Source organism: Ruthenibacterium sp., from assembly GCF_017421385.1.
Lineage (GTDB): Bacteria > Bacillota > Clostridia > Oscillospirales > Ruminococcaceae > Ruthenibacterium > Ruthenibacterium lactatiformans.
In genome coordinates this window covers 111,335-130,701 of the sequence record NZ_JAFOIN010000092.1, presented here as the reverse complement: position 1 = coordinate 130,701, position 19,367 = coordinate 111,335, and the positions used below count along the sequence as shown (strand labels likewise).

Below are 19,367 nucleotides of genomic sequence, written 5' to 3'. Positions count from 1 at the left end.
GGATTCCCCATGGAGCACTTGAACGAGATCGCTGCGGCTTTCCGCCAGGCATCCATCCCATGCGCTGCCCGCGAACCGCTTTCGCGCCATACCAGCTTCCAGATCGGAGGCCCGGCGGCTTTGTTCTGTGAGCCGCAGAATAAGCGGCAGCTCGCGCGGGCCATTGCCGTCTGCCGCCAGGCGGGCGTGCGGTATTATTTGTTGGGCAAGGGCACGAACATCCTGTTCGCGGACGAGGGGTTCGACGGCGTGGTCATCCACATCGGCGAGGTGCTGGGGAACATCGAATGCAACGGGCTCTCTGTGACGGCGCAGGCGGGGGCCGCTCTCTCAAAGGTGTGCATCGCGGCCGCAAACGAAGGGTTGTCCGGCCTGGAATTCGCCTACGGCATCCCAGGGTGTGTGGGCGGCGCCGTATATATGAATGCGGGCGCTTACGGCGGCGAGATAAAGGATGTGCTTGCCTGCGCAACGTTTCTGGATGAAACCGGCGCGGAGCGGACACTTCAGGCCGGCGAGCTGCAGCTTGGATACCGCACATCTGTTTTTGAGCGCGAGCCGTGGTGCATCCTGTCCGCGACGTTTACGCTGCGGGAAGACGACACAGGCCCCATCCGGGAGCGGATGGCAGATTACGCCCGCCGCCGCATGGAGAAACAGCCGCTGGATATGCCCAGTGCGGGCAGCACGTTCAAGCGCCCGGAGGGCGCATATGCCGGAGCGCTCATTGACCAGTGCGGGCTGCGGGGATACGCCATCGGCGGCGCGCAGGTGAGCCAAAAGCACTGCGGTTTTATTGTGAACACGGGCAACGCCACCTGCGCGGATGTACTGTGCCTTGCGGATACAGTGTGCAAGATCGTGACAGACGAAACGGGCTTCCGGCTGGAAAAGGAAGTCAGAGTCGTAAAATAAAAATGGGGTAAAGGGACGTATGAACCTATTGATTGTGACCGGGCTTTCGGGCGCGGGCAAATCGCTGGCAATGCACGCGCTGGAGGACATCGGCTTTTTCTGCATCGATAACATTCCGGCGAATCTTCTGGCGAAGCTGATGGAATTTGCCCAGCAGAGTGAAAATACGCTGGAGCGCGTGGCTGTTGTGTTGGACATCCGGGGCGGAAAATCCTCCGAGGATATTCTAAATGCGCTTGGCCAGCTGAAAGCCGGGCGGGTGAACTATAAAATATTGTTTTTGGACGCGCGCAACGATGTGCTGGAGCGGCGGTACAAGGAAACGCGCCGTCGCCATCCCATCAGCATCGCGTCTAAGGTATCCACGGATGAAGCCATTCTGCAGGAACGGGAGATTCTGGCGCCGTTGTATGAAATGGCGGATTATAAAATCGACACCTCGCTGTTTTCCACGGCTCAGCTCAAGGACCGCGTGGTCTCTCTGTTTGTGAACCGGTCCTCGGACGCGATGGCGCTCACGGTGACGTCCTTCGGCTTCAAATACGGCCAGCCCAAAGAGGCGGATATCGTATTTGACGTCCGCTGCCTGCCCAACCCGTTTTATATCCCTGAGCTGAAAAACAAAACCGGCCTGGACAAAGAGGTTGTGGAATATATCATGCAGTTTGAGGAGGCGCACGGCCTGCTGCAGCGCATGGAGGACCTTGTAGGATACGCACTGCCGCTCTATGTGAAAGAGGGCAAAAGCCAGCTTACCATCGCTGTGGGGTGCACGGGCGGCAAGCACCGTTCCATCGCCTTTGCGGAGATGCTGGCCGCGTTTGTCAAGAAGTTGGGGTACCATCCGGTCGTGGAACACCGGGATGTCCAGCGCACCCATACATAACCCGGCGCAGCCCGGGCAAGGAGGACGCGTCGTGAGCTTTTCCCAGGACGTAAAAAAAGAGATCATTGCGCGCGAAGCGGGCGGCAGCTGCTGCGCCGTTGCAGCTGCCTATGGCTTTGCGTGCTTCGGCAAATATTTTGACACCCGTGGCGTTGTTCTGCACACGGAACAGATCGCCGTAGCGCAGTACGCGAAAAAAATGTTTGCCCGCGCGGGCGTGGCGGGAAAGATTTATGTTAAGGGGAGCGAGGAAAGCTGCGTTTATGAATTCGCGGTGAAAGAGCCGGGCGAGGTGCGGCGGATGCTGGCCCTGTTCGGACATACAGGCGAAGAGCCGAGCCTGCGCATCAACAGCAGAAACTTTACCTGTGAACACTGCGTGAGTGCGTTTGTTGCCGCGGCCTTTTTGTGCTGCGGCACCATTACAAACCCGCAGAGGGAATATAACCTGGAATTTTTATCGGTGCGCTACAACCTGATCCTGGATTTCGAAGCACTGCTGATGGGCCATGGCTTCGCGCCTAAGCACACCCGGCGCAAAGGCTCCAATGTGCTTTATCTGAAAGCAAGCGAGCAGATCGAGGATCTGCTCACATTCATGGGAGCTTCCGGCGCGGCTCTGGAGATCATGAACCTGAAGGTGTACAAGGATTTTCGAAACAAAGCCAATCGTATTACCAATTGTGAAACGGCAAACATCGATAAAACCGTGTCTGCCAGCGGGCAGACGCTGGAGGCTATCGCTTATCTGAAAAAGCGCGGCGCGTTCGAAACGCTGCCCGCGCCGCTTCGGGAAGCCGCCGCCCTGCGGGAGCAAAACCCGGACCTTTCCCTCAAGGAGCTGGCCGGGCTGGTCCGCCCTCCGCTGAGCAAATCGGGCCTTTCGCACCGAATGAAAAAACTGGAGCAAACGGCGGAAAGCCTGAAAGAAAGGACAAGGAATGGCTGAAAAGGCAAGAAACTTTACACATCTGCATCTGCATACCGAATACAGCCTTTTGGACGGTGCATGCCGCATTGAGGGGCTGATGCAGCGCGTGAAAGCGCTGGGCCAGACCGCTGTTGCCATCACCGACCACGGCGTCATGTACGGCTGCGTGGATTTTTACAAAGCCGCCAAAAAGGCGGGGGTCAAACCCATCATCGGCTGTGAGGTGTATGTCGCCACACGCACACGGTTCGACAAGGTGAACCGCATCGACGGCTCCAACCATCTGGTGCTGCTGTGCAAAAACGAGACGGGCTATAAAAATCTTATCAAGATGGTGTCGGCGGGCTTTACGGAAGGCTTTTACAACAAGCCGCGTGTGGACCACGAGCTGCTGGAAGAGTACCATGAGGGGCTGATATGTCTCTCCGCCTGCCTTGCGGGCGAAATCCCTCAGGCTTTATTGGCAGGGGATTATGAAAAAGCCAAGAATCTTGCGCGGTACTATGAAGATCTGTTCGGCAAAGGAAACTATTATATTGAGATACAGGACCATGGGCTGGACGAGCAGCGCACGGTGCTGCCCCTGCTTGTGCGGCTTTCCCGGGAAACAGGCATTCCTCTGGTCGCCACCAACGACGCCCACTATCTTGAAAAAGAAGATTCCAGGATGCAGCACATTCTCATTTGCATCCAGACAAACAAGACGGTGAATGACGATGACGTACTGGAATTCGGCACGGATGAGTTCTACGTCAAAAGCACCGACGAGATGTACGAGCTGTTCAGCGCATGGCCCGAAGCCTGTGAAAACACGAACCGAATCGCAGAGATGTGCAGCTTTGATTTTGAATTCGGCGTGACAAAGCTGCCGTATTTTGTGGCGCCGGACGGCATGGACAACAAAGAGTATTTTGTAAAGCTGTGCCGGGACGGTCTGCTGCGGCGGTACGGTGCGGACGTGCCGGAGGATATACGCGCCCGGCTGGACTACGAGATATCCATTATTGACCGCATGGGGTATATCAACTATTATCTGATTGTGTTCGATTTCATCAACTATGCGAAAAGCCAGGGGATCCCTGTGGGCCCGGGACGCGGCTCCGGTGCGGGAAGCCTTGCGGCCTACTGTGTAGGTATCACCAATATCGACCCCATCAAGTACAATCTGCTGTTTGAACGCTTCCTGAACCCGGAGCGCGTCTCGATGCCGGACTTTGACATCGATTTCTGTTACGAGCGCCGTCAGGAGGTCATCGACTATGTGATCCGCAAGTACGGCGCCGACCATGTGGCGCAGATCGTGACCTTCGGTACGATGGCGGCGCGCGCTGCCATCCGCGACGTAGGCCGCGTTTTGGACATGCCCTACGGCACGGTGGACGGTATTGCCAAGCTGGTGCCGATGGAGCCGAAAATGACGTTGACCAAGGCGCTTTCCATCTCCAGGGAGCTGAAGGCGCGCTACGATGCGGACCCGCAGGTGAAAGAGCTCATCGATATGTCCCTCAAGCTTGAAGGCATGCCGCGCCATGCATCCACGCATGCGGCGGGCGTAGTCATCACCCGTGAGGCAGCGGATGAATACGTACCTCTCGCAACCAACGACGGCAACCCTGTCACTCAGTTTACGATGACCACAATTGAGGAGCTGGGCCTGATGAAAATGGACTTTCTTGGCCTGCGTACGCTCACTGTCATTGACGATGCGGAGAAAATGATCCGAAAGCGCGAGCCGGGCTTTTCCATGGACGCGGTTCCTTATGATGACCAGCGCGTTTACGCCATGCTCAACGCGGGCGAGACAGAGGGCGTGTTTCAGATGGAATCCGGCGGCATGACGCAGGCGGTGATGGGCCTGCAGTCCAAAAGCCTGGAGGACATCATCGCCATTATCTCACTGTACCGTCCGGGCCCGATGGAGTCTATTCCAACGTATATTGCGAACCGGCACAATCCGGGCAATGTAAAATATAAAACGCCGCAGCTGGAGCATATTCTGGACGTTACCAACGGATGCATCGTTTATCAGGAGCAGGTGATGCAGATCTGCCGTGAACTGGCGGGCTTTTCTTACGGGCAGGCCGACCTTGTGCGCCGCGCCATGAGCAAAAAAAAGCACGATGTCATGGAAAAGGAGCGCCAGCATTTCGTGCACGGCAACACCGAGCCGGGGCACGAATGCGCCGGTTGTGTGGCAAACGGGATCTCCGAAACAGTGGCCAATGCCATTTTTGACGATATGTCCAGCTTTGCATCCTATGCTTTCAATAAAGCGCATGCGGCGGCCTATGCGGTGGTGGCATACCAAACCGCTTATCTGAAAAGGCATTATCCACGTGAATTCATGGCGGCCCTGCTGACGAGCGTGCTGGACAACACGGGAAAGGTGATCGAGTATACCGCTGAATGCCAGCGTATGGGCATCCGCGTGCTGCCGCCGGACATCAACGCCAGCGATGCGGGCTTCACGGTGGAGGGAAAGGACATCCGTTTCGGCCTGCTGGCGCTGAAAAATGTGGGGAGGAACCTGATCGCTACCGTTGTGCGTGAGCGCAGCGGCACGCCGTACCGCAGCCTGTATGATTTCTGCAAGCGTCTGCATGGCACCGAGATCAACCGCCGCGCGGTGGAAAGTATGATCAAAAGCGGGGCGTTCGACAATCTGGAGGCCAAGCGGCGTTCCATGATGGACGGCGTGGAGGGCATCCTCAAAAGTGTGGAGAGTGAAGCGAGGCGGAATCTGGACGGGCAGATCGATCTGTTTGGCGCTCTGGACGGTGAACAGGAGTCTGGACGGAACGTCTATAAATTGCCGGACAGCGGGGAAGAATATCCTTATGACATCCTGCTCCAGATGGAGAAAGAAGTGAGCGGCCTGTACTTGTCCGGGCATCCCCTGGACCATTACCGTCCGGTGATCGAAAAGGTGTCCACATGCCGCATCAGCGAGCTTGTGGGAGAGAATGCGCATGCCTATGATGAGCAGAATGTGACGCTTGTCTGCACGGTGGTGCGCACCAAGACGATCAATACCAAAGCGGGCGGCATGATGGCGTTCATCACGGTGGAGGACCTGAGCGGCTCCATGGAAGTGCTTGCGTTTCCGAAGGTCCTTCTGGCTGCTTCTGAAGCTGTGCATGACAATGCCGTAGTGGTGATCAAAGGGCGCGTATCATATAAAGAAGATGAACCCAGCAAGCTGATTGCGGATTCCATTGTGGACGTAGAGCGCTATGAGCCCGATAAGATAAAAACTGACATCAAAAGTACAAAAAACGGACTATGGCTGAAACTTTCGTCCATGCGCAGTGAGAGCTTTGAGGAGACGAAGAACCTGCTCCAGATATTCGAGGGCAATTTCCCTGTTTATATGTACTTCGAGGATACAAAACAGCGCATGCTTGCGCCTAAAAGCCTTTGGTGCACACAGAGCGACCTGTTGGTCTCCGAGTTGGAGCGGGTACTGGGAGCCGGTAATGTAAAAGTAAAATAAGGTGATTTTTTTAACGAAGCGGCTTGAATTTGATGCAACATCTGTTTATAATGGGTAACTAGAGTGTTTGAATATTTGAAGGAGGTTTTTCCATGGCAACCGAAATCAAAACCATCGGCGTGCTGACCAGCGGCGGCGACGCCCCGGGCATGAACGCCGCCATCCGCGCCGTCGTGCGTACGGCGATTATGCGCGGATATAGTGTAAAGGGCATTCGTCACGGCTACAATGGTCTGTTGACGGGAGATATCATTGATATGAACCTGCGCAGCGTTTCCGAGATTATCCATCGCGGCGGCACCATTTTGTATACGGCCCGCTGCCTGGAGTTTAAAACGCTGGAGGGGCAGCAAAGAGCCGCGCAGGCCTGCCGTGACAACGGCATTGACGCGCTTGTGGTCATCGGGGGCGACGGCTCATTCCGCGGCTGCAAAGATATGGCGGCACAGGGAATCCCCTGTGTGGGGCTTCCGGGCACCATCGACAACGATATCGCCTGCAGCGATTACACCATCGGCTATGATACGGCCATGAATACCGCTGTGGAAATGATCGACAAGCTGCGCGACACCACACAGAGCCACGACCGCTGCAGTGTTGTGGAGGTCATGGGGCGCAATGCCGGGTACATCGCGCTGAACACGGGCATCGCGGTGGGGGCGCTTGTAACGTTGATCCCTGAGGTTCCGTACGACCTGGAGCGCGACGTCATCGCCAAGATGAAGGCCACGCAGAAAACCGGCAAGCAGCATTTCATCATCATCATCGCCGAGGGCGTCGGCCATGCGCAGGACCTGGCAAACGAGATCCAGTCCCGCACGGGCATCGACTCCCGCGCTACCGTGTTGGGCCATGTGCAGCGCGGCGGTTCGCCCACACTGCGTGACCGTGTCACGGCCAGCCGTATGGGCTACCATGCCGTGGAGCTTCTGCGCAAGGGAATCTATAACCGCGTGGTCGCAACAAAGGCCGAGTCTATCGTTGACTACGATATTTCTGTGGCTCTTTCCATGTACAAGACCATTGATACAACGTTGCTGGACATCGGCTCCACGATTTCCATTTAATTTGTAAAAAACGGCAAGGGTGCTGCTTTTCGGGCGGCACCCTTGCTTTTTTGCATCAAAAACACGATTTGCCCCCGCCGTGAATATACTGTATTACTGCAACAGGGAAGGAGGGGGCTGAAATGCGGCGTTTTCGGAGGTCTGCTGTAACCGTGTCCAAAAGACGCGTCATACTGTTTCGGCTGTTTTTGGCGTTTTGCGCGGTATTTGCCGTGTTTTCCGTACTGGACAACCGTCTGCGTCCGGTGATCACCACAATGGCGCAGTACCAGTGCCGTGTGGTTTCCGTGCTGGCTATGAACGAGGCGGTGATGGAAGAATTGAATGAGGTGCAGGATATTGAACAGGCACTGGTGGAAGTGGACAAAGCGCCGGATGGCACGGTATCTGCCATCGAAATCAATTCCGTAGAAGTAAACCGCCTGAAAACGCGGCTGACAGACGCCGTGGCCAACCGGCTCCTCTCCGTCCCAAAACAGGATGTGCGCATCCCGCTGGGCACGCTTCTGGGCTGGCAGATCATGGCGGGGCGAGGGCCGGACATCCCGCTGCAGGTGGTGCCGGCATCCTTTGTGCAGAGCACGATCGTGGACACACTGGAGACGGCGGGCATCAACCAGACACAGCACCGCATCTTCATCCGTTTCACAGTGGAAATGAGTGCCATCCTGCCCGGGTATTCCACAAGCGTAACGGTGGAAAATGAAGTGTGCATCGCCCAGACGCTGATCGTAGGCAAAGTGCCGCAATTTTACGCATCCGGGTCGTAAATTTTATCCGTGCGCGCTGTATGCAATGGCGCTGTTTTATGCTATACTATTAACTGTATTTCTATGCGACTGAGGTGGTATCTTGGAGATTGCAGAGGCGCGGGAGCGCTATGCGGCCCTGAAAGAAAAAATCGATTATCACAACCATCTGTATTATGACCTGGATGCGCCGGAGCTGGATGATTATGCGTACGATGCGCTGACACGCGAGTTGAAAGCGCTGGAGGCGGAACATCCGGAATTCGTGAACGAAAGCTCCCCCACGCAGCATGTTGGCGGCGTTGCCTCCGGCCGCTTTGAAAAAGTGACGCACATTGTAAAAATGGAGAGCCTGCAGGATGTTTTTTCACTGGATGAAGTCCGGGAATTCGACGCGCGAATGCGGGAAGCCGGTCTGGCGCCGCAGTATGTGGTGGAGGCAAAGATAGACGGCCTCTCCATCAGCCTGGAATACCGGAATGGTGTTTTTGTTCGGGGCTCCACCCGGGGCGACGGCATTGTGGGGGAAGACGTAACGCAGAATCTCGCGACGATAAAGGATATCCCGAAGCGCTTGCCAGACGGAGCGCCGGACTTTCTGGAAGTGCGGGGAGAAGTATATATGCCCCGCGATGCTTTTTTGAAGCTGGTGGAGGAGCAGGAGCTCAGCGATAAGCAGCCATTTAAAAACCCGCGCAACGCGGCGGCGGGTTCGCTGCGTCAAAAGGACAGCGCCGTCACTGCCGGCCGTGGGTTGTCCGTATTTGTGTTCAATCTGCAGCGTATCGAGGGAATGACGCTGCACAGCCACAAGGAAAGCCTGGACTACCTGGCCTCGCTGGGGTTTCCGGTATCTCCGCGGCATGCGCGCTTCTGTAATATCGATGACGTGCTCCGGGAAATCGAAGCCATCGGCGCGCTGCGCGGTACGCTGCCGTATGACATTGACGGTGCAGTGGTGAAGGTGGACGATTTTGCACAGCGCGATGCGTTGGGAAGCACGAATAAGTTCCCGCGCTGGGCCGTTGCCTTCAAATATCCGCCCGAAGAGAAAGAATCAAAGCTGCTGAATATCGAGGTTTCTGTCGGGCGCACAGGCGTGCTGACGCCGACGGCTGTGTTTGAACCGGTGCTGCTGGCGGGAACGACCGTTTCCCGGGCTATCCTGCACAACGAGGATTTCATCCGGCAACTTGGCGTCGGCATCGGGGATGTGATCCGCGTGCGCAAGGCGGGGGATATCATTCCGGAAGTGGTGGCTGTAGTACAGCATGCTCCGGATGCGCAGATGTTCGAGATGCCGCAGGCGTGCCCCTCGTGCGGTGCGCCGGTGTCGCACATGGAAGATGAGGCGGCCCTGCGCTGTACAAACCCCGAATGTCCGGCCCAGACGCTGCGCAACATCATCCATTTTGCCTCCCGGGCTGCAATGGACATCGACGGCTTCGGCCCGGCAGTAGCCAGGCAGCTTGTGGAACGCGGTCTTGTGCATACCGCCGCAGATATTTACGACCTTACAGCGGAACAGCTTATCACACTGGATAAGTTCAAGGAAAAATCCGTTTCAAATCTTCTGGCGGCTATCGCCGCTTCGCGGCGGAATGGGCTGGACAAGCTTCTGTTTGCTCTGGGCATCCGCAATATCGGCAGTAAGGGCGCCGCACTGCTGGCGGAGCATTTCGTTACGATGGAGGCGGTGCAGGCCGCGGCGGAGGAAGAAATCAACGCGATCGACGGCTTCGGAGGGGTGATGACCGAGAGCGTGCTGGACTTTTTTGCCAAAGATGGTACGCAGGATCTGGTGCGCCGTCTGCGGGAGGCTGGCGTCAATATGCGCTACAACGGGCCGAAAAAGACAGACCGTCTGGCGGGCAAAACGCTGGTGGTTACCGGCACGCTGCCCACGCTTTCCCGCACGCAGGCAGAAGCGCTCATCACACAGAACGGCGGCAAGGCGTCGTCGTCCGTCTCTAAGAAAACGAGCTATGTGCTCGCGGGCGAGGCGGCGGGCTCCAAGCTGACAAAAGCGCAGTCGCTGGGCGTCCCTGTTATCAGCGAGGAAGAATTTCTTGCGATGCTCCAAGCGCAGCGCGATACGATTGAAAGCTGACACCTTAAGCGCCGCGCTGTGCGGGGCGCCCGAACAATTCTGATAAAAGTGAGGAATGGAATATGGAAATCGATGTACGGCACATCGCGAAGCTTGCGATGCTGAAGATCCCGGAGGAACAGGTGGAAGCGTTTGAAAAAGAGCTTTCCGGTATCGTTGCGATGGTGGAGAATCTGCCGGAGATCCCCAGTGCGGCCACGCTGCTGGAGCCGGGCAATGTCATGGAGCTGCGCGAGGATGCCGTTGTGCCCTCGTATCCGCGGGATGAAATGCTGCAAAACGTGCCCCAGGCCGTTGCGGGCTGCATCGTCGTGCCGAAGACCGTAGAGTGAGGAGGGCATACAATGGAACTGTATAAAAAATCAGCGGCAGAGCTTTCCGCCCTGCTGCGCAGCAAAGAAGTGACCGCGTGCGAGATCCTGGACGACACGCTCGCGCGCATAGACGCGGTAGAGCCGAAGGTTGACGCGTTTTTGTCCGTAACGGCGGATACCGCGCGTGCGAAGGCAAAGGAAGTGGATGAAAAAATCGCCAGAGGGGAGACGCTGGGCGTGCTGGCCGGCATTCCTGTGGGGATAAAGGACAATATCTGTACCAAGGGCCTGAAAACGACCTGTGCCTCCCGGATGCTGGAGAATTTTGTGCCGCCGTATAATGCGACGGTAGTGGAGAAGCTGGCGGCCGCAGACGCGGTAATCCCCGGCAAGCTGAACATGGACGAATTTGCCATGGGCGGTTCGTGCGAAAATTCTTATTTCAAGCCCACGAAAAACCCTTGGGATACCACTCGTGTGCCGGGCGGCTCATCCGGCGGAAGCGCGGCCAGTGTGGCTGCGTGCGAGGTGCCGCTTTCCCTCGGCTCCGATACCGGCGGTTCCATCCGCTGCCCAGCCGGTTTGTGCGGTATCGTGGGCCTCAAGCCTACATACGGCGCGGTATCGCGCTTCGGCCTCGTAGCGTTTGCTTCTTCGCTGGACCAGATCGGGCCGTTCGCCCGTACAGTGGACGATGTGGCGCTGCTGTTCAGCGCCATCTGCGGCAGAGACGCGGCGCATGATGCGACCAGCAAGGAATATGCTTTCCCGGGCATAACGACGGGCGTTAAGGGCTTGCGCATCGGTGTGCCGAAAGAGTACTTCGGAAAGGGCGTCAGCGCGGAGAATAAGGCCGCTGTATGGAAGGCAGTGGATGACCTGAAAGCGCTGGGCGCTGAAATCGTCGAAATTTCTTTGCCTTCCACGGATTATGCTCTTTCGGCCTATTATATCATTTCCTCCGCTGAAGCGTCTTCGAATCTGGCGCGTTATGACGGCGTAAAATACGGCTATTCAGGCAATCGCGAGGGCAATTTGAACGATCTTTATCTTTCTACGCGCAGCGAAGGTTTTGGCGCGGAGGTAAAACGCCGCATCATGCTGGGCACCTATGTGCTTTCCAGCGGTTATTATGACGCGTACTACAAACGCGCGAAGATGCTGCAGCGGATGATCGCGCAGGAGTTTGAAGATGCATTCCGGAAATGCGACGTCATTGCCACGCCTACTACGCCTACCACGGCGTTCCGCCTGGGTGAAAAGACGAGCGACCCGCTGGAGATGTATGCCTCGGATATCTGCACTGTTACCGTGAATATCGCGGGCCTGCCGGGCATCAGCGTACCCTGCGGGTTCGGCGCGGGCAGCCTGCCCATCGGCCTGCAGCTCATCGGGCCGAAGTTCAGCGAGGCAAAATTGCTGGGCGTTGCGAAAACTTACGAGACTGCCAGGGGCGGCTTTGCGGTAAAGGAGCTGTGACGAGATGATAAACAGGGATTATGAAGTAGTGATCGGCCTTGAGGTGCATGCCGAGCTGTGCACCGAGACCAAGATTTTCTGCGGCTGCAAAAATGCTTTCGGCGCAGAGGTGAACACATTGTGCTGTCCGGTGTGCATGGGGATGCCCGGCACGCTGCCGGTGCTGAACAAGCAGGTGGTGGATTACGCCATAAAAATGGGCCATGCGCTGAACTGCTCTATCAACCGTGTGAGTAAAAATGACCGCAAGAACTATTTTTATCCGGACCTTCCCAAGGCATATCAGATCAGCCAGTTTGACGTTCCGTTGTGCGAAAACGGTTATTTGGACATCCTTGTGAATGGCGACGTACGGCGCATCGGTATCACGCGCATCCACATCGAAGAGGATGCGGGCAAGCTCATTCACGATGATTCCTTTGACGGAACGTTGGCGGATTACAACCGCTGCGGCGTGCCGCTCATTGAGATGGTTTCCGAGCCGGACCTGCGAAGTGCGGAGGAAGCAAAGGCGTACATGGAAGCCATTACAAACATCCTGCTTTATCTCGGCATCTCAGACGCCAAGATGCAGGAGGGCAGTGTGCGCGCAGACGTGAACGTCTCTGTGCGTCCCCGCGGACAGAAGGAATTCGGCACTCGAACCGAGATGAAAAACGTCAACAGCTTCGGCGCGGTGTACCGCGCCATCCAGTATGAGGCGCAGCGGCAGATCGAGGTCATCAGGAAGGGTGGCGTTATCGAACAGGAGACCCGCCGCTGGGATGATGCCAAGGGCAAAAGCTATGTGATGCGCTCGAAAGAGGATGCGCAGGACTACCGCTATTTCCCAGACCCCGATCTGCTCACGTTTGAAGTGAGTGAAGCGCACGTTCAGGAATTGAAGGATTCCATCCCTGAACTGCCAGTGGCTAAGGCGCTGCGCTATGTGAAAGAGTATGGCCTGCTGCCGGTGGATGCGGAACTTTTGGCCTCCAACCGTGCACGTTCGGAGTTTTTTGATGCCTGTGTGGCGCTTGGCAATTGTGATAAGAAGCTCATTTGCAACTGGATGATCGGAGATATTGCAAAGATTTTGAACGAGCGCCGCATTGAGATCACGGATACAGCCCTGACAAAAGAAAATCTGACGGAGATGATCGCTCTGATCGAAAAAGGCACCATCTCCAACACAGCTGCAAAAACAGTGCTTGACGTGATTATTGAGACGGATGTTCCTCCGGCCAAGGTCGTGGAAGAAAAGGGGCTTGCTCAAATCAGCGATTCGGGAGCGCTGGGTAAGATCGTAGACGATGTTCTGGCGAACAACCCCAAGGCTGTGGCGGATTATAAGGGCGGCAAGACCAATGTTGCGGGCTTCCTTGTGGGCCAGTGTATGAAGGCCAGCAGAGGGCAGGGGAATCCCGGCGTTCTGCGCGAAATGCTGCTTTCGGCCATTGAAAAACTGTGATTTTCAGAATTAAGAACAGTAAAAAACGCCCTGCACGGATAAAACCGCGCAGGGCGTTTTTGGTTAGGCGCTATTTCCTCAGGGCGTGGCAATTTTCGCCGCCAGCGTCATGTCGTCCATAAAGCCTTGGAAGCTGAACAGCACAAGGATCTCATCGTAGCCGCCGCGTTCGATCAGACTGTCCACTTTTTTATTGAGATAGCGGAAGTCCACAATCCCGATAGAGGCGTAATCCTCGACGAGATAGGGAATGAAAGCATTGGCATAACTGTCTTTGATGATGAGGATACTGCCTGTGCCGTTGCCCTCCAGAACAGAATAACCGTTGTTGCCGCGCAGGAATGCCTTATATTTGTCCCGTGTTTCAAAATCGGCGGTGTTGTACAGCGGGCCGGTTTCGCCGCTTTCGCTGCCGTCTGCGTTGGCCGTGTAGACAGTCAGCTGGTTGGGCAGATCGTAATACGTGATGGTATCAGGCACCACGTCGTAGTTGCGGGCTTTGGAATAGCTTGTTCCGTAAAAGTTTTCGACCTTTTTTTCATTCGCGGCCGAGCGGTCAAACAGCGGAAGGCCTTTGCTGCCTGCAAACTGTTCATATGCAAGGTAAGCGCCTTCACTTGTCCAGTGATGATCGGTACGGTAGAAAATGTATTCATCACCATGGGCGCGCAGTGTTTTTCGCAGGTCATACACCGCCGCCTGGCCGGACAGCCGTTCGACGATGCTGTCGTGATAGATATCCTCATCCGCAACAGGTGCCTGCCAGGGCAGCTTTTCAGAAAGCACAAGGCTGGATGAGGGCGCGATCATAACGCTCACCTTGCCGGGATGGCGCTGCGCCATGCGCTCAACAGCGTCGAGATTTTTTTCAAAGCGCTCGCCGACGGCAAGAAATTTCGGGAAGAGATAATTGTCTTTGCCGAACCAGATGCCGTTGTTTTCCGTTTTGAGAAGCATTGCCTCCGCGCGGCTTTTCAGGTCGATCCATCCGTCACGGAAAATGAACTGGTCTTTGGTGTATTCAGTATATTTGGCCATCCAGGGATCGTCTTTGGAAAGAACCCCCGCAAGAGTGAGCTTGGGCAGCTGCATCAGCTTCCGGTTCTCCAACTCGGAAAATTCCCGCTTGGGCCAGAGTGCGTCCAGGATGGAAAAGCAGAACAAAAAGGCGAGAAAAAGCAGAACGATGGGGAACTTTTTCAGCTCCTGCCATAAATTGCGGATCATTCCGGGGCCTCCTCGATTTCATCTCGGTTTTGCTGTGCAAAACCGGCCAACGCCGCTCCCATAGGGTATTGGTCGCGGCGCCTCCTCGATTTCATCTCGGTTTTGCTGTGCAAAACCGGCCAACGCCGTTTCCATATGGTTATTGGCTGCGGCGCTCCCTCTTTTTTCAGTGACCGCTTGTCAGAAGCGGAAATATAAGAACGGACTGTTCGTGGCGTCCACCATATAGGCGATGGTCACAACAAAAATCAGCGCAAGAACCAGCCCGCGCATCAGCGTGTTCGTTTTGAATTTTTCATACAGCTTCTGCGGAAGAGGCGTAGCGCACAAAATGCCGACAATGAGCAGAGCGCCGTAGTTGCGCAGGAAGTACAGCGGTGAAACGCCGCCCGAGGGCACGAACAGCTTTTGAAGCAGCAGCCCGAGCGAAACGCCTTTGTCGCTGCCGACGAACAGCGCCCAGCCCACAATGACAAGCAGCATCGTGTAAATGTGCGGCCAGACCTTGCCCTTTTTCAGGTGCGGCAGCAGCCAGATTTTTTCAATCATCAGCAGCACACAGTAATAGAGGCCCCAGAAGATGAAGTTCCAGTTTGCTCCGTGCCAGAAGCCGGTAAGGAACCATACTACAAAAATGTTGAACAGCTGGCGAGTCAGACCCTTGCGGTTGCCGCCAAGGGGGATATATACATATTCCTTGAACCAGCTGGACAGTGTGATGTGCCAGCGCCGCCAAAATTCAGTGATACTGCGCGAAATGTAAGGCAGATTGAAGTTGTCCGGGAAATCAAAGCCCAGCATTTTGCCCATGCCGATGCCCATCATAGAATAGCCGGAAAAATCGAAGTAGATCTGCAGGGCATAGGAAATGATGCCAAGCCACACCAGAGGTGTAGACGCGTTGGACAATCCAACACCTGCTTCCCATACGCCGTTTACATCATGGCCGATCACGTCGTACCAAAGCGCGCTGATACCGTCGGCCAGCAACACTTTTTTGGCAAGCCCGAAGATGAACAGTGAGATGCCCTCGTCGATGCGGTCCATCGTGACACGGCCCTTTAAAATGTGGAGCCGTTCCGCTACATCGCTGTATTTCACGATTGGCCCGGCAATGAGCTGCGGGAACATGACCACATAAGCGCCGAAGTTGATCAGATTATGCTCGGCTTTCACATCGCCGCGGTATACATCAATGGAATAGCTCATCGTCTGGAATGTATAAAAGCTGATGCCGAGCGGCAGAGTCAGGCGCAGGAGGGGAATGGACGTTCCTATTACGGCGTTGATGTTGTTGATGAAAAAGTCGGTGTATTTGAAAAAGAACAGCATGCCAAGGCTGCCGATGATACTGAACAATAAAAAGCCGCGTCGCGCAGCGGCGCTGTCTTTGAAGCGTTCAATGCCAAGGCCTGCAGTATAGTTGATTAGAATGGCGGCTGCCATTACCGGAAACAGGCGTACTTCGCCCCAAGAATAGAACACGAGGCTGCACAAAAACAGAACGGTGTTTTTCAGCCTTGCGGGCGCAAGATAATAAAGTGCCAGTGTGATGGGCAGAAAACGGAACAGGAACAGTACGGTGCTGAAGACCATGCTTTCACTCCTTGTTTGGAAACATTGCGCCGCCGGACATTCCCGCGGCAAAAAGCAAAGCCGGTACCCCGGAGGTACCGGCTTTGCGGGGCCTGTAAATGCTTATTTCAAAGCCTCGTCGATCGCGGCATCGACCTCGGTGTAATCGACGCCCGCAGCCGCGATGGCCAATACAGCGTAATCGCCTTTTGCAACGACGCGGCCGTCAGAGACCTGCTGGTATGCTTCGGGAAAATCATTTTGATAATTCTCGCTCACGGAAACAAGACCGTTTTTGTAATTTTCCAGCGCAGCCTTGATGTCGTCCACGCTGCCCGCAGAAGCCTTCACGACAAGCACCGTACCCGCCGTATTCGCCACGCCCGTTTTTTGGCCGGAAAACTCCTCGACCTTGTCCATATCTACGCCGAACTCATAGGTGAGGTCATCCTCGGTAATGTCCAGCGGATTTTCGATCTTAGCCACCGTTTCAACTGCGGAAGCAACATCGTTCACATTATAATTTGCGCTGCTGCCGCTGCAGCCGGCAAACGCGGCGCCCACAAGGCAAACTGCCAATAAACCAGCAAAAAAACGTTTCATAATCGGTTCCTTTCCTGAGAAAAATTGTTGTTACCATCTTACACGAATCTGGTAATATTTGCAAGGCCTTTCTGGGAGTGTGCGCAGAATCTTTACATTTTATACACAGCAAAACCGGCATGCGGCGGACGCTTGACAGAACGGGCAAACTTGCCTACAATCGTACTATCAGCCAAAGGAGATTCGTATGAAAAAAGCAATAAAAATGATCGCCGGAGCGTGTGCTGCAGCAGTGGTGTGCGCGGGTGGGCTTCTATATTATAATTTGTCCCGGCAAAACGTCCGCCACACTTCGGCGACATTTGTCATGGATGCTGTGGCGGACCAGAAGGTCTACGGTCCAAACGGAGAAAAAGCCATCGCGGCGGCGGAACAGGCGTTTCGTGAGATGGAGAACCGGCTTTCTGTATATAAAGAGGGGAGTGATATTGCACGTTTGAACGCGGCTGCCGGAAGCGGAGAGGCTGTGGCGGTCGAGGCGCAGACATACGCATTGCTCTCGCAGGCGAAAACACTCAGTGCACAGGCGGGCGGAGCGTTTGAACTTACAATCGCGCCGCTTGCACTGGCATGGGGCATTACCACGGATGCGCCGCGGGTGCTGCAGCAGGATGAAATCGACGCGCTGCTGCCGTTGGTGGATGACAGAGGCCTGCTTCTTGAATCCGGAACGGCGCGTCTGCAGCGTCCCGGCCAGGCGGTAGATCTGGGCGGTATCGCCAAAGGAGCAGCCTGTGACGTTGCGAAAGAGGTTTATGACGAATATGGCATCCGTGCGGCGCTGTGCTGGCTTGGCGGGAGCAGCATTTACGCACGGGGCGTAAAGCCGGACGGTGAAGCGTGGCGGCTGGGCTTTCGTGATCCGAAAGAGGAGGAATCGGTCTCGCTGGCGTCATTTGAAATCAGGGATGCGGTTTTCTGCACCTCCGGAGGATACGAACGTTATTTTGAGCAGGATGGTGTGCGGTATCATCATATTCTGGACCCCGCGACAGGGCGACCGGCGCAAAGCGATATCGTTTCCATAGGCATTCTCTGTGAAAATGGTGCGGAGGCGGATTTCTGGTCCACGGCCCTTTTTGTTCAGGGCAGGGAAAAGGCGCTGGAATATTTCGAGACAGGCGGTGAAGGCCTGCTTCTGGATGAGGACAACACACTGTATGTTTCCAAAGCACTTCAGGCTTCATTTGAATTGGCAGCAGAAGCAGAGGGGGCTTACCATGTTGTCTTTTTGTAAAAGCGGTTCGTGCATATCGCCGGAAAAGGAAGGTGAGTGTTCTGCGCAATGAAAAGACGCGCCGCGTGGCGTTGATGGGGCTTCTGTTTGCTCTGTCCGTGGTGCTTTCTTTTTTGGAGGGGACGCTCACGCCGCTGTTGGGGCTGCCGCCTGGCGTGAAGCTGGGTCTTGCAAATGTGGTTGTGATGTATGCGCTGTTCTTTCTGGGGCGCGGCAGCGCGTTCACGCTTGTTCTGCTCAAAAGCTTTTTTGTATTGCTCACCCGCGGTGCGATGGCCGGCGCGCTGAGCCTCGGCGGCGGTTTGTTGTCGCTTGGCGTAATGGCTGTCCTGTGCCTTTTCAGGAGCAGGCCTTCGGTATTCATACTCTCCGTGTGCGGCGCGATCACACATAATTTTGGGCAGTTGCTGGTCATCAATCTGCTGATGACCCAATCTGTTTATACATTGTATTATGCGCCTGTCCTGCTGCTTTCGGGCCTTGGGATGGGGGCGCTGACGTCGGTGGGGCTGAAGGCGCTTTTGCCGGCGCTGGAAAAGCTTGGTTTCCAAAGGTTTCAAAAATAATTGATATTTTTTATCAATAAATACTTGACACCAATTGGGAAGCATGATATATTATAGACACGGCAGCAATGCCTTTCAATGAAACAACAAAAATATAATAATGCTGGAGGAAACAAGTTATGTCTAAGTTTGTTTGCACTGTTTGTGGTTATGTGTACGAGGGTGAGGCTGCTCCGGAGTTCTGCCCGGTCTGTAAGGCGCCGGCTTCCAAGTTTGTTGAGCAGAAAGGTGAAATGACTTGGGCTGCCGAGCACGTTGTGGGTGTTGCCAAGGGCGTCGATCCTGAAATCATCGAGGGTCTGCGTATGAACTTCAACGGCGAGTGCAGCGAGGTGGGCATGTATCTGGCTATGGCGCGCGTGGCACATCGTGAAGGTTATCCGGAGATTGGTCTGTATTGGGAAAAAGCGGCTTACGAAGAAGCTGAGCATGCTGCGAAGTTTGCCGAGCTGCTGGGTGAGGTCCTGACGGACAGCACGAAAAAGAATTTGGAAATGCGTGTAGAGGCCGAGAACGGCGCGACTGCCGGTAAGATGGACCTTGCAAAAAAGGCCAAGGAGCTGGGGCTGGACGCCATCCATGACACCGTGCATGAGATGGCCCGTGATGAGGCCCGCCATGGCAAAGCGTTTGCCGGTCTGCTGGCCCGTTACTTCAAATAAGATTTCAACAGAACAGGCGGCAGAAAATTCTGCCGCCTGTTTTTCTTCTCTTTCGCAACAAAGGGATATTCCAATTGCTGAGGCAGGCTATATGATGGGGAAA

General features: G+C 55.4%; 16 protein-coding genes. 13 read left to right on the top strand and 3 right to left on the bottom strand.

The window, feature by feature from the left end; genetic code table 11:
- The first annotated feature begins 9 nt into the window (after positions 1 to 9).
- The 10 genes from murB to gatB all read left to right on the top strand — a co-directional run bounded on the left by murB (position 10) and on the right by gatB (position 13,394).
- Positions 10 to 915, top strand: coding sequence for a UDP-N-acetylmuramate dehydrogenase (murB, locus tag IIY41_RS11585; protein ID WP_009325806.1), 906 nt, complete (start codon positions 10 to 12; stop codon positions 913 to 915).
- 19 nt (positions 916 to 934) lie between these two features.
- Entirely contained in the window at positions 935 to 1,801 is an 867-nt protein-coding gene (gene rapZ, locus IIY41_RS11580) for an RNase adapter RapZ (RefSeq protein WP_009325805.1), read from the top strand.
- Between the two features lie 31 nt (positions 1,802 to 1,832).
- Positions 1,833 to 2,750, top strand: a complete 918-nt coding sequence (whiA, locus tag IIY41_RS11575) for a DNA-binding protein WhiA (protein WP_287400825.1) — start codon at positions 1,833 to 1,835, stop codon at positions 2,748 to 2,750.
- Positions 2,743 to 6,225 (top strand): DNA polymerase III subunit alpha, encoded by a 3,483-nt coding sequence (locus IIY41_RS11570; RefSeq protein ID WP_287400823.1) that lies wholly within the window; start codon positions 2,743 to 2,745, stop codon positions 6,223 to 6,225. Before whiA ends, IIY41_RS11570 begins: the two co-directional genes overlap by 8 nt.
- Before the next feature lie 92 nt (positions 6,226 to 6,317).
- Positions 6,318 to 7,292, top strand: coding sequence for a 6-phosphofructokinase (gene pfkA / locus IIY41_RS11565; protein WP_009325802.1), 975 nt, complete (start codon positions 6,318 to 6,320; stop codon positions 7,290 to 7,292).
- Between the two features lie 152 nt (positions 7,293 to 7,444).
- A complete protein-coding gene (gene yunB, locus IIY41_RS11560) occupies positions 7,445 to 8,062 on the top strand; it encodes a sporulation protein YunB (protein ID WP_173022169.1) in 618 nt (205 codons plus the stop codon).
- A gap of 82 nt (positions 8,063 to 8,144) precedes the next feature.
- A complete protein-coding gene (gene ligA / locus IIY41_RS11555; protein ID WP_050004242.1) occupies positions 8,145 to 10,151 on the top strand; it encodes an NAD-dependent DNA ligase LigA in 2,007 nt (668 codons plus the stop codon).
- A 62-nt stretch (positions 10,152 to 10,213) separates the two neighbouring features.
- The gene (gatC, locus tag IIY41_RS11550) at positions 10,214 to 10,483 is read left to right on the top strand and encodes an Asp-tRNA(Asn)/Glu-tRNA(Gln) amidotransferase subunit GatC (RefSeq protein ID WP_009325799.1); all 270 of its coding nucleotides are present in this window, start codon (positions 10,214 to 10,216) and stop codon (positions 10,481 to 10,483) included.
- A 12-nt stretch (positions 10,484 to 10,495) separates the two neighbouring features.
- Complete coding sequence (gatA, locus tag IIY41_RS11545) at positions 10,496 to 11,944, top strand: Asp-tRNA(Asn)/Glu-tRNA(Gln) amidotransferase subunit GatA (RefSeq protein WP_050004241.1); 1,449 nt, start codon at positions 10,496 to 10,498, stop codon at positions 11,942 to 11,944.
- 4 nt (positions 11,945 to 11,948) lie between these two features.
- Positions 11,949 to 13,394: an Asp-tRNA(Asn)/Glu-tRNA(Gln) amidotransferase subunit GatB gene (gene gatB, locus IIY41_RS11540; RefSeq protein WP_050004240.1), complete on the top strand. Its 1,446-nt coding sequence runs from the start codon at positions 11,949 to 11,951 to the stop codon at positions 13,392 to 13,394.
- 78 nt (positions 13,395 to 13,472) lie between these two features.
- On the opposite strand, the gene IIY41_RS11535 is transcribed toward gatB, so the two are convergent.
- The 3 genes from IIY41_RS11535 to IIY41_RS11525 all read right to left on the bottom strand — a co-directional run bounded on the left by IIY41_RS11535 (position 13,473) and on the right by IIY41_RS11525 (position 16,799).
- Complete coding sequence (locus tag IIY41_RS11535) at positions 13,473 to 14,621, bottom strand: DHHW family protein (RefSeq protein WP_287400817.1); 1,149 nt, start codon at positions 14,619 to 14,621, stop codon at positions 13,473 to 13,475.
- A gap of 180 nt (positions 14,622 to 14,801) precedes the next feature.
- Positions 14,802 to 16,217: an MBOAT family O-acyltransferase gene (locus IIY41_RS11530; protein ID WP_050004238.1), complete on the bottom strand. Its 1,416-nt coding sequence runs from the start codon at positions 16,215 to 16,217 to the stop codon at positions 14,802 to 14,804.
- A gap of 102 nt (positions 16,218 to 16,319) precedes the next feature.
- A complete protein-coding gene (locus IIY41_RS11525) occupies positions 16,320 to 16,799 on the bottom strand; it encodes a DUF4358 domain-containing protein (protein ID WP_009325794.1) in 480 nt (159 codons plus the stop codon).
- A gap of 187 nt (positions 16,800 to 16,986) precedes the next feature.
- On the opposite strand from IIY41_RS11525, the gene IIY41_RS11520 reads away from it, so the two are divergent.
- The 3 genes from IIY41_RS11520 to IIY41_RS11510 all read left to right on the top strand — a co-directional run bounded on the left by IIY41_RS11520 (position 16,987) and on the right by IIY41_RS11510 (position 19,264).
- Complete coding sequence (locus tag IIY41_RS11520; protein ID WP_009325793.1) at positions 16,987 to 18,036, top strand: FAD:protein FMN transferase; 1,050 nt, start codon at positions 16,987 to 16,989, stop codon at positions 18,034 to 18,036.
- Positions 18,037 to 18,068: 32 nt separating this feature from the next.
- Complete coding sequence (locus IIY41_RS11515; RefSeq protein ID WP_242869060.1) at positions 18,069 to 18,602, top strand: Gx transporter family protein; 534 nt, start codon at positions 18,069 to 18,071, stop codon at positions 18,600 to 18,602.
- A gap of 119 nt (positions 18,603 to 18,721) precedes the next feature.
- Positions 18,722 to 19,264 (top strand): NADH peroxidase, encoded by a 543-nt coding sequence (locus IIY41_RS11510; protein WP_009325791.1) that lies wholly within the window; start codon positions 18,722 to 18,724, stop codon positions 19,262 to 19,264.
- Positions 19,265 to 19,367 lie beyond the last annotated feature (103 nt).

Bases quoted from the DNA above. Each gene is read 5' to 3' on its own strand.
- pfkA (WP_009325802.1), top strand. From the start codon at position 6,318: ATGGCAACCGAAATCAAAACCATCGGCGTGCTGACCAGCGGCGGCGAC.
- IIY41_RS11510 (WP_009325791.1), top strand. From the start codon at position 18,722: ATGTCTAAGTTTGTTTGCACTGTTTGTGGTTATGTGTACGAGGGTGAG.
- gatB (WP_050004240.1), top strand. From the start codon at position 11,949: ATGATAAACAGGGATTATGAAGTAGTGATCGGCCTTGAGGTGCATGCC.
- IIY41_RS11525 (WP_009325794.1), bottom strand. From the start codon at position 16,799: ATGAAACGTTTTTTTGCTGGTTTATTGGCAGTTTGCCTTGTGGGCGCC.
- gatC (WP_009325799.1), top strand. From the start codon at position 10,214: ATGGAAATCGATGTACGGCACATCGCGAAGCTTGCGATGCTGAAGATC.
- IIY41_RS11530 (WP_050004238.1), bottom strand. From the start codon at position 16,217: ATGGTCTTCAGCACCGTACTGTTCCTGTTCCGTTTTCTGCCCATCACA.
- IIY41_RS11570 (WP_287400823.1), top strand. From the start codon at position 2,743: ATGGCTGAAAAGGCAAGAAACTTTACACATCTGCATCTGCATACCGAA.
- gatA (WP_050004241.1), top strand. From the start codon at position 10,496: ATGGAACTGTATAAAAAATCAGCGGCAGAGCTTTCCGCCCTGCTGCGC.
- IIY41_RS11520 (WP_009325793.1), top strand. From the start codon at position 16,987: ATGAAAAAAGCAATAAAAATGATCGCCGGAGCGTGTGCTGCAGCAGTG.
- rapZ (WP_009325805.1), top strand. From the start codon at position 935: ATGAACCTATTGATTGTGACCGGGCTTTCGGGCGCGGGCAAATCGCTG.
- murB (WP_009325806.1), top strand. From the start codon at position 10: ATGGAGCACTTGAACGAGATCGCTGCGGCTTTCCGCCAGGCATCCATC.
- IIY41_RS11535 (WP_287400817.1), bottom strand. From the start codon at position 14,621: ATGATCCGCAATTTATGGCAGGAGCTGAAAAAGTTCCCCATCGTTCTG.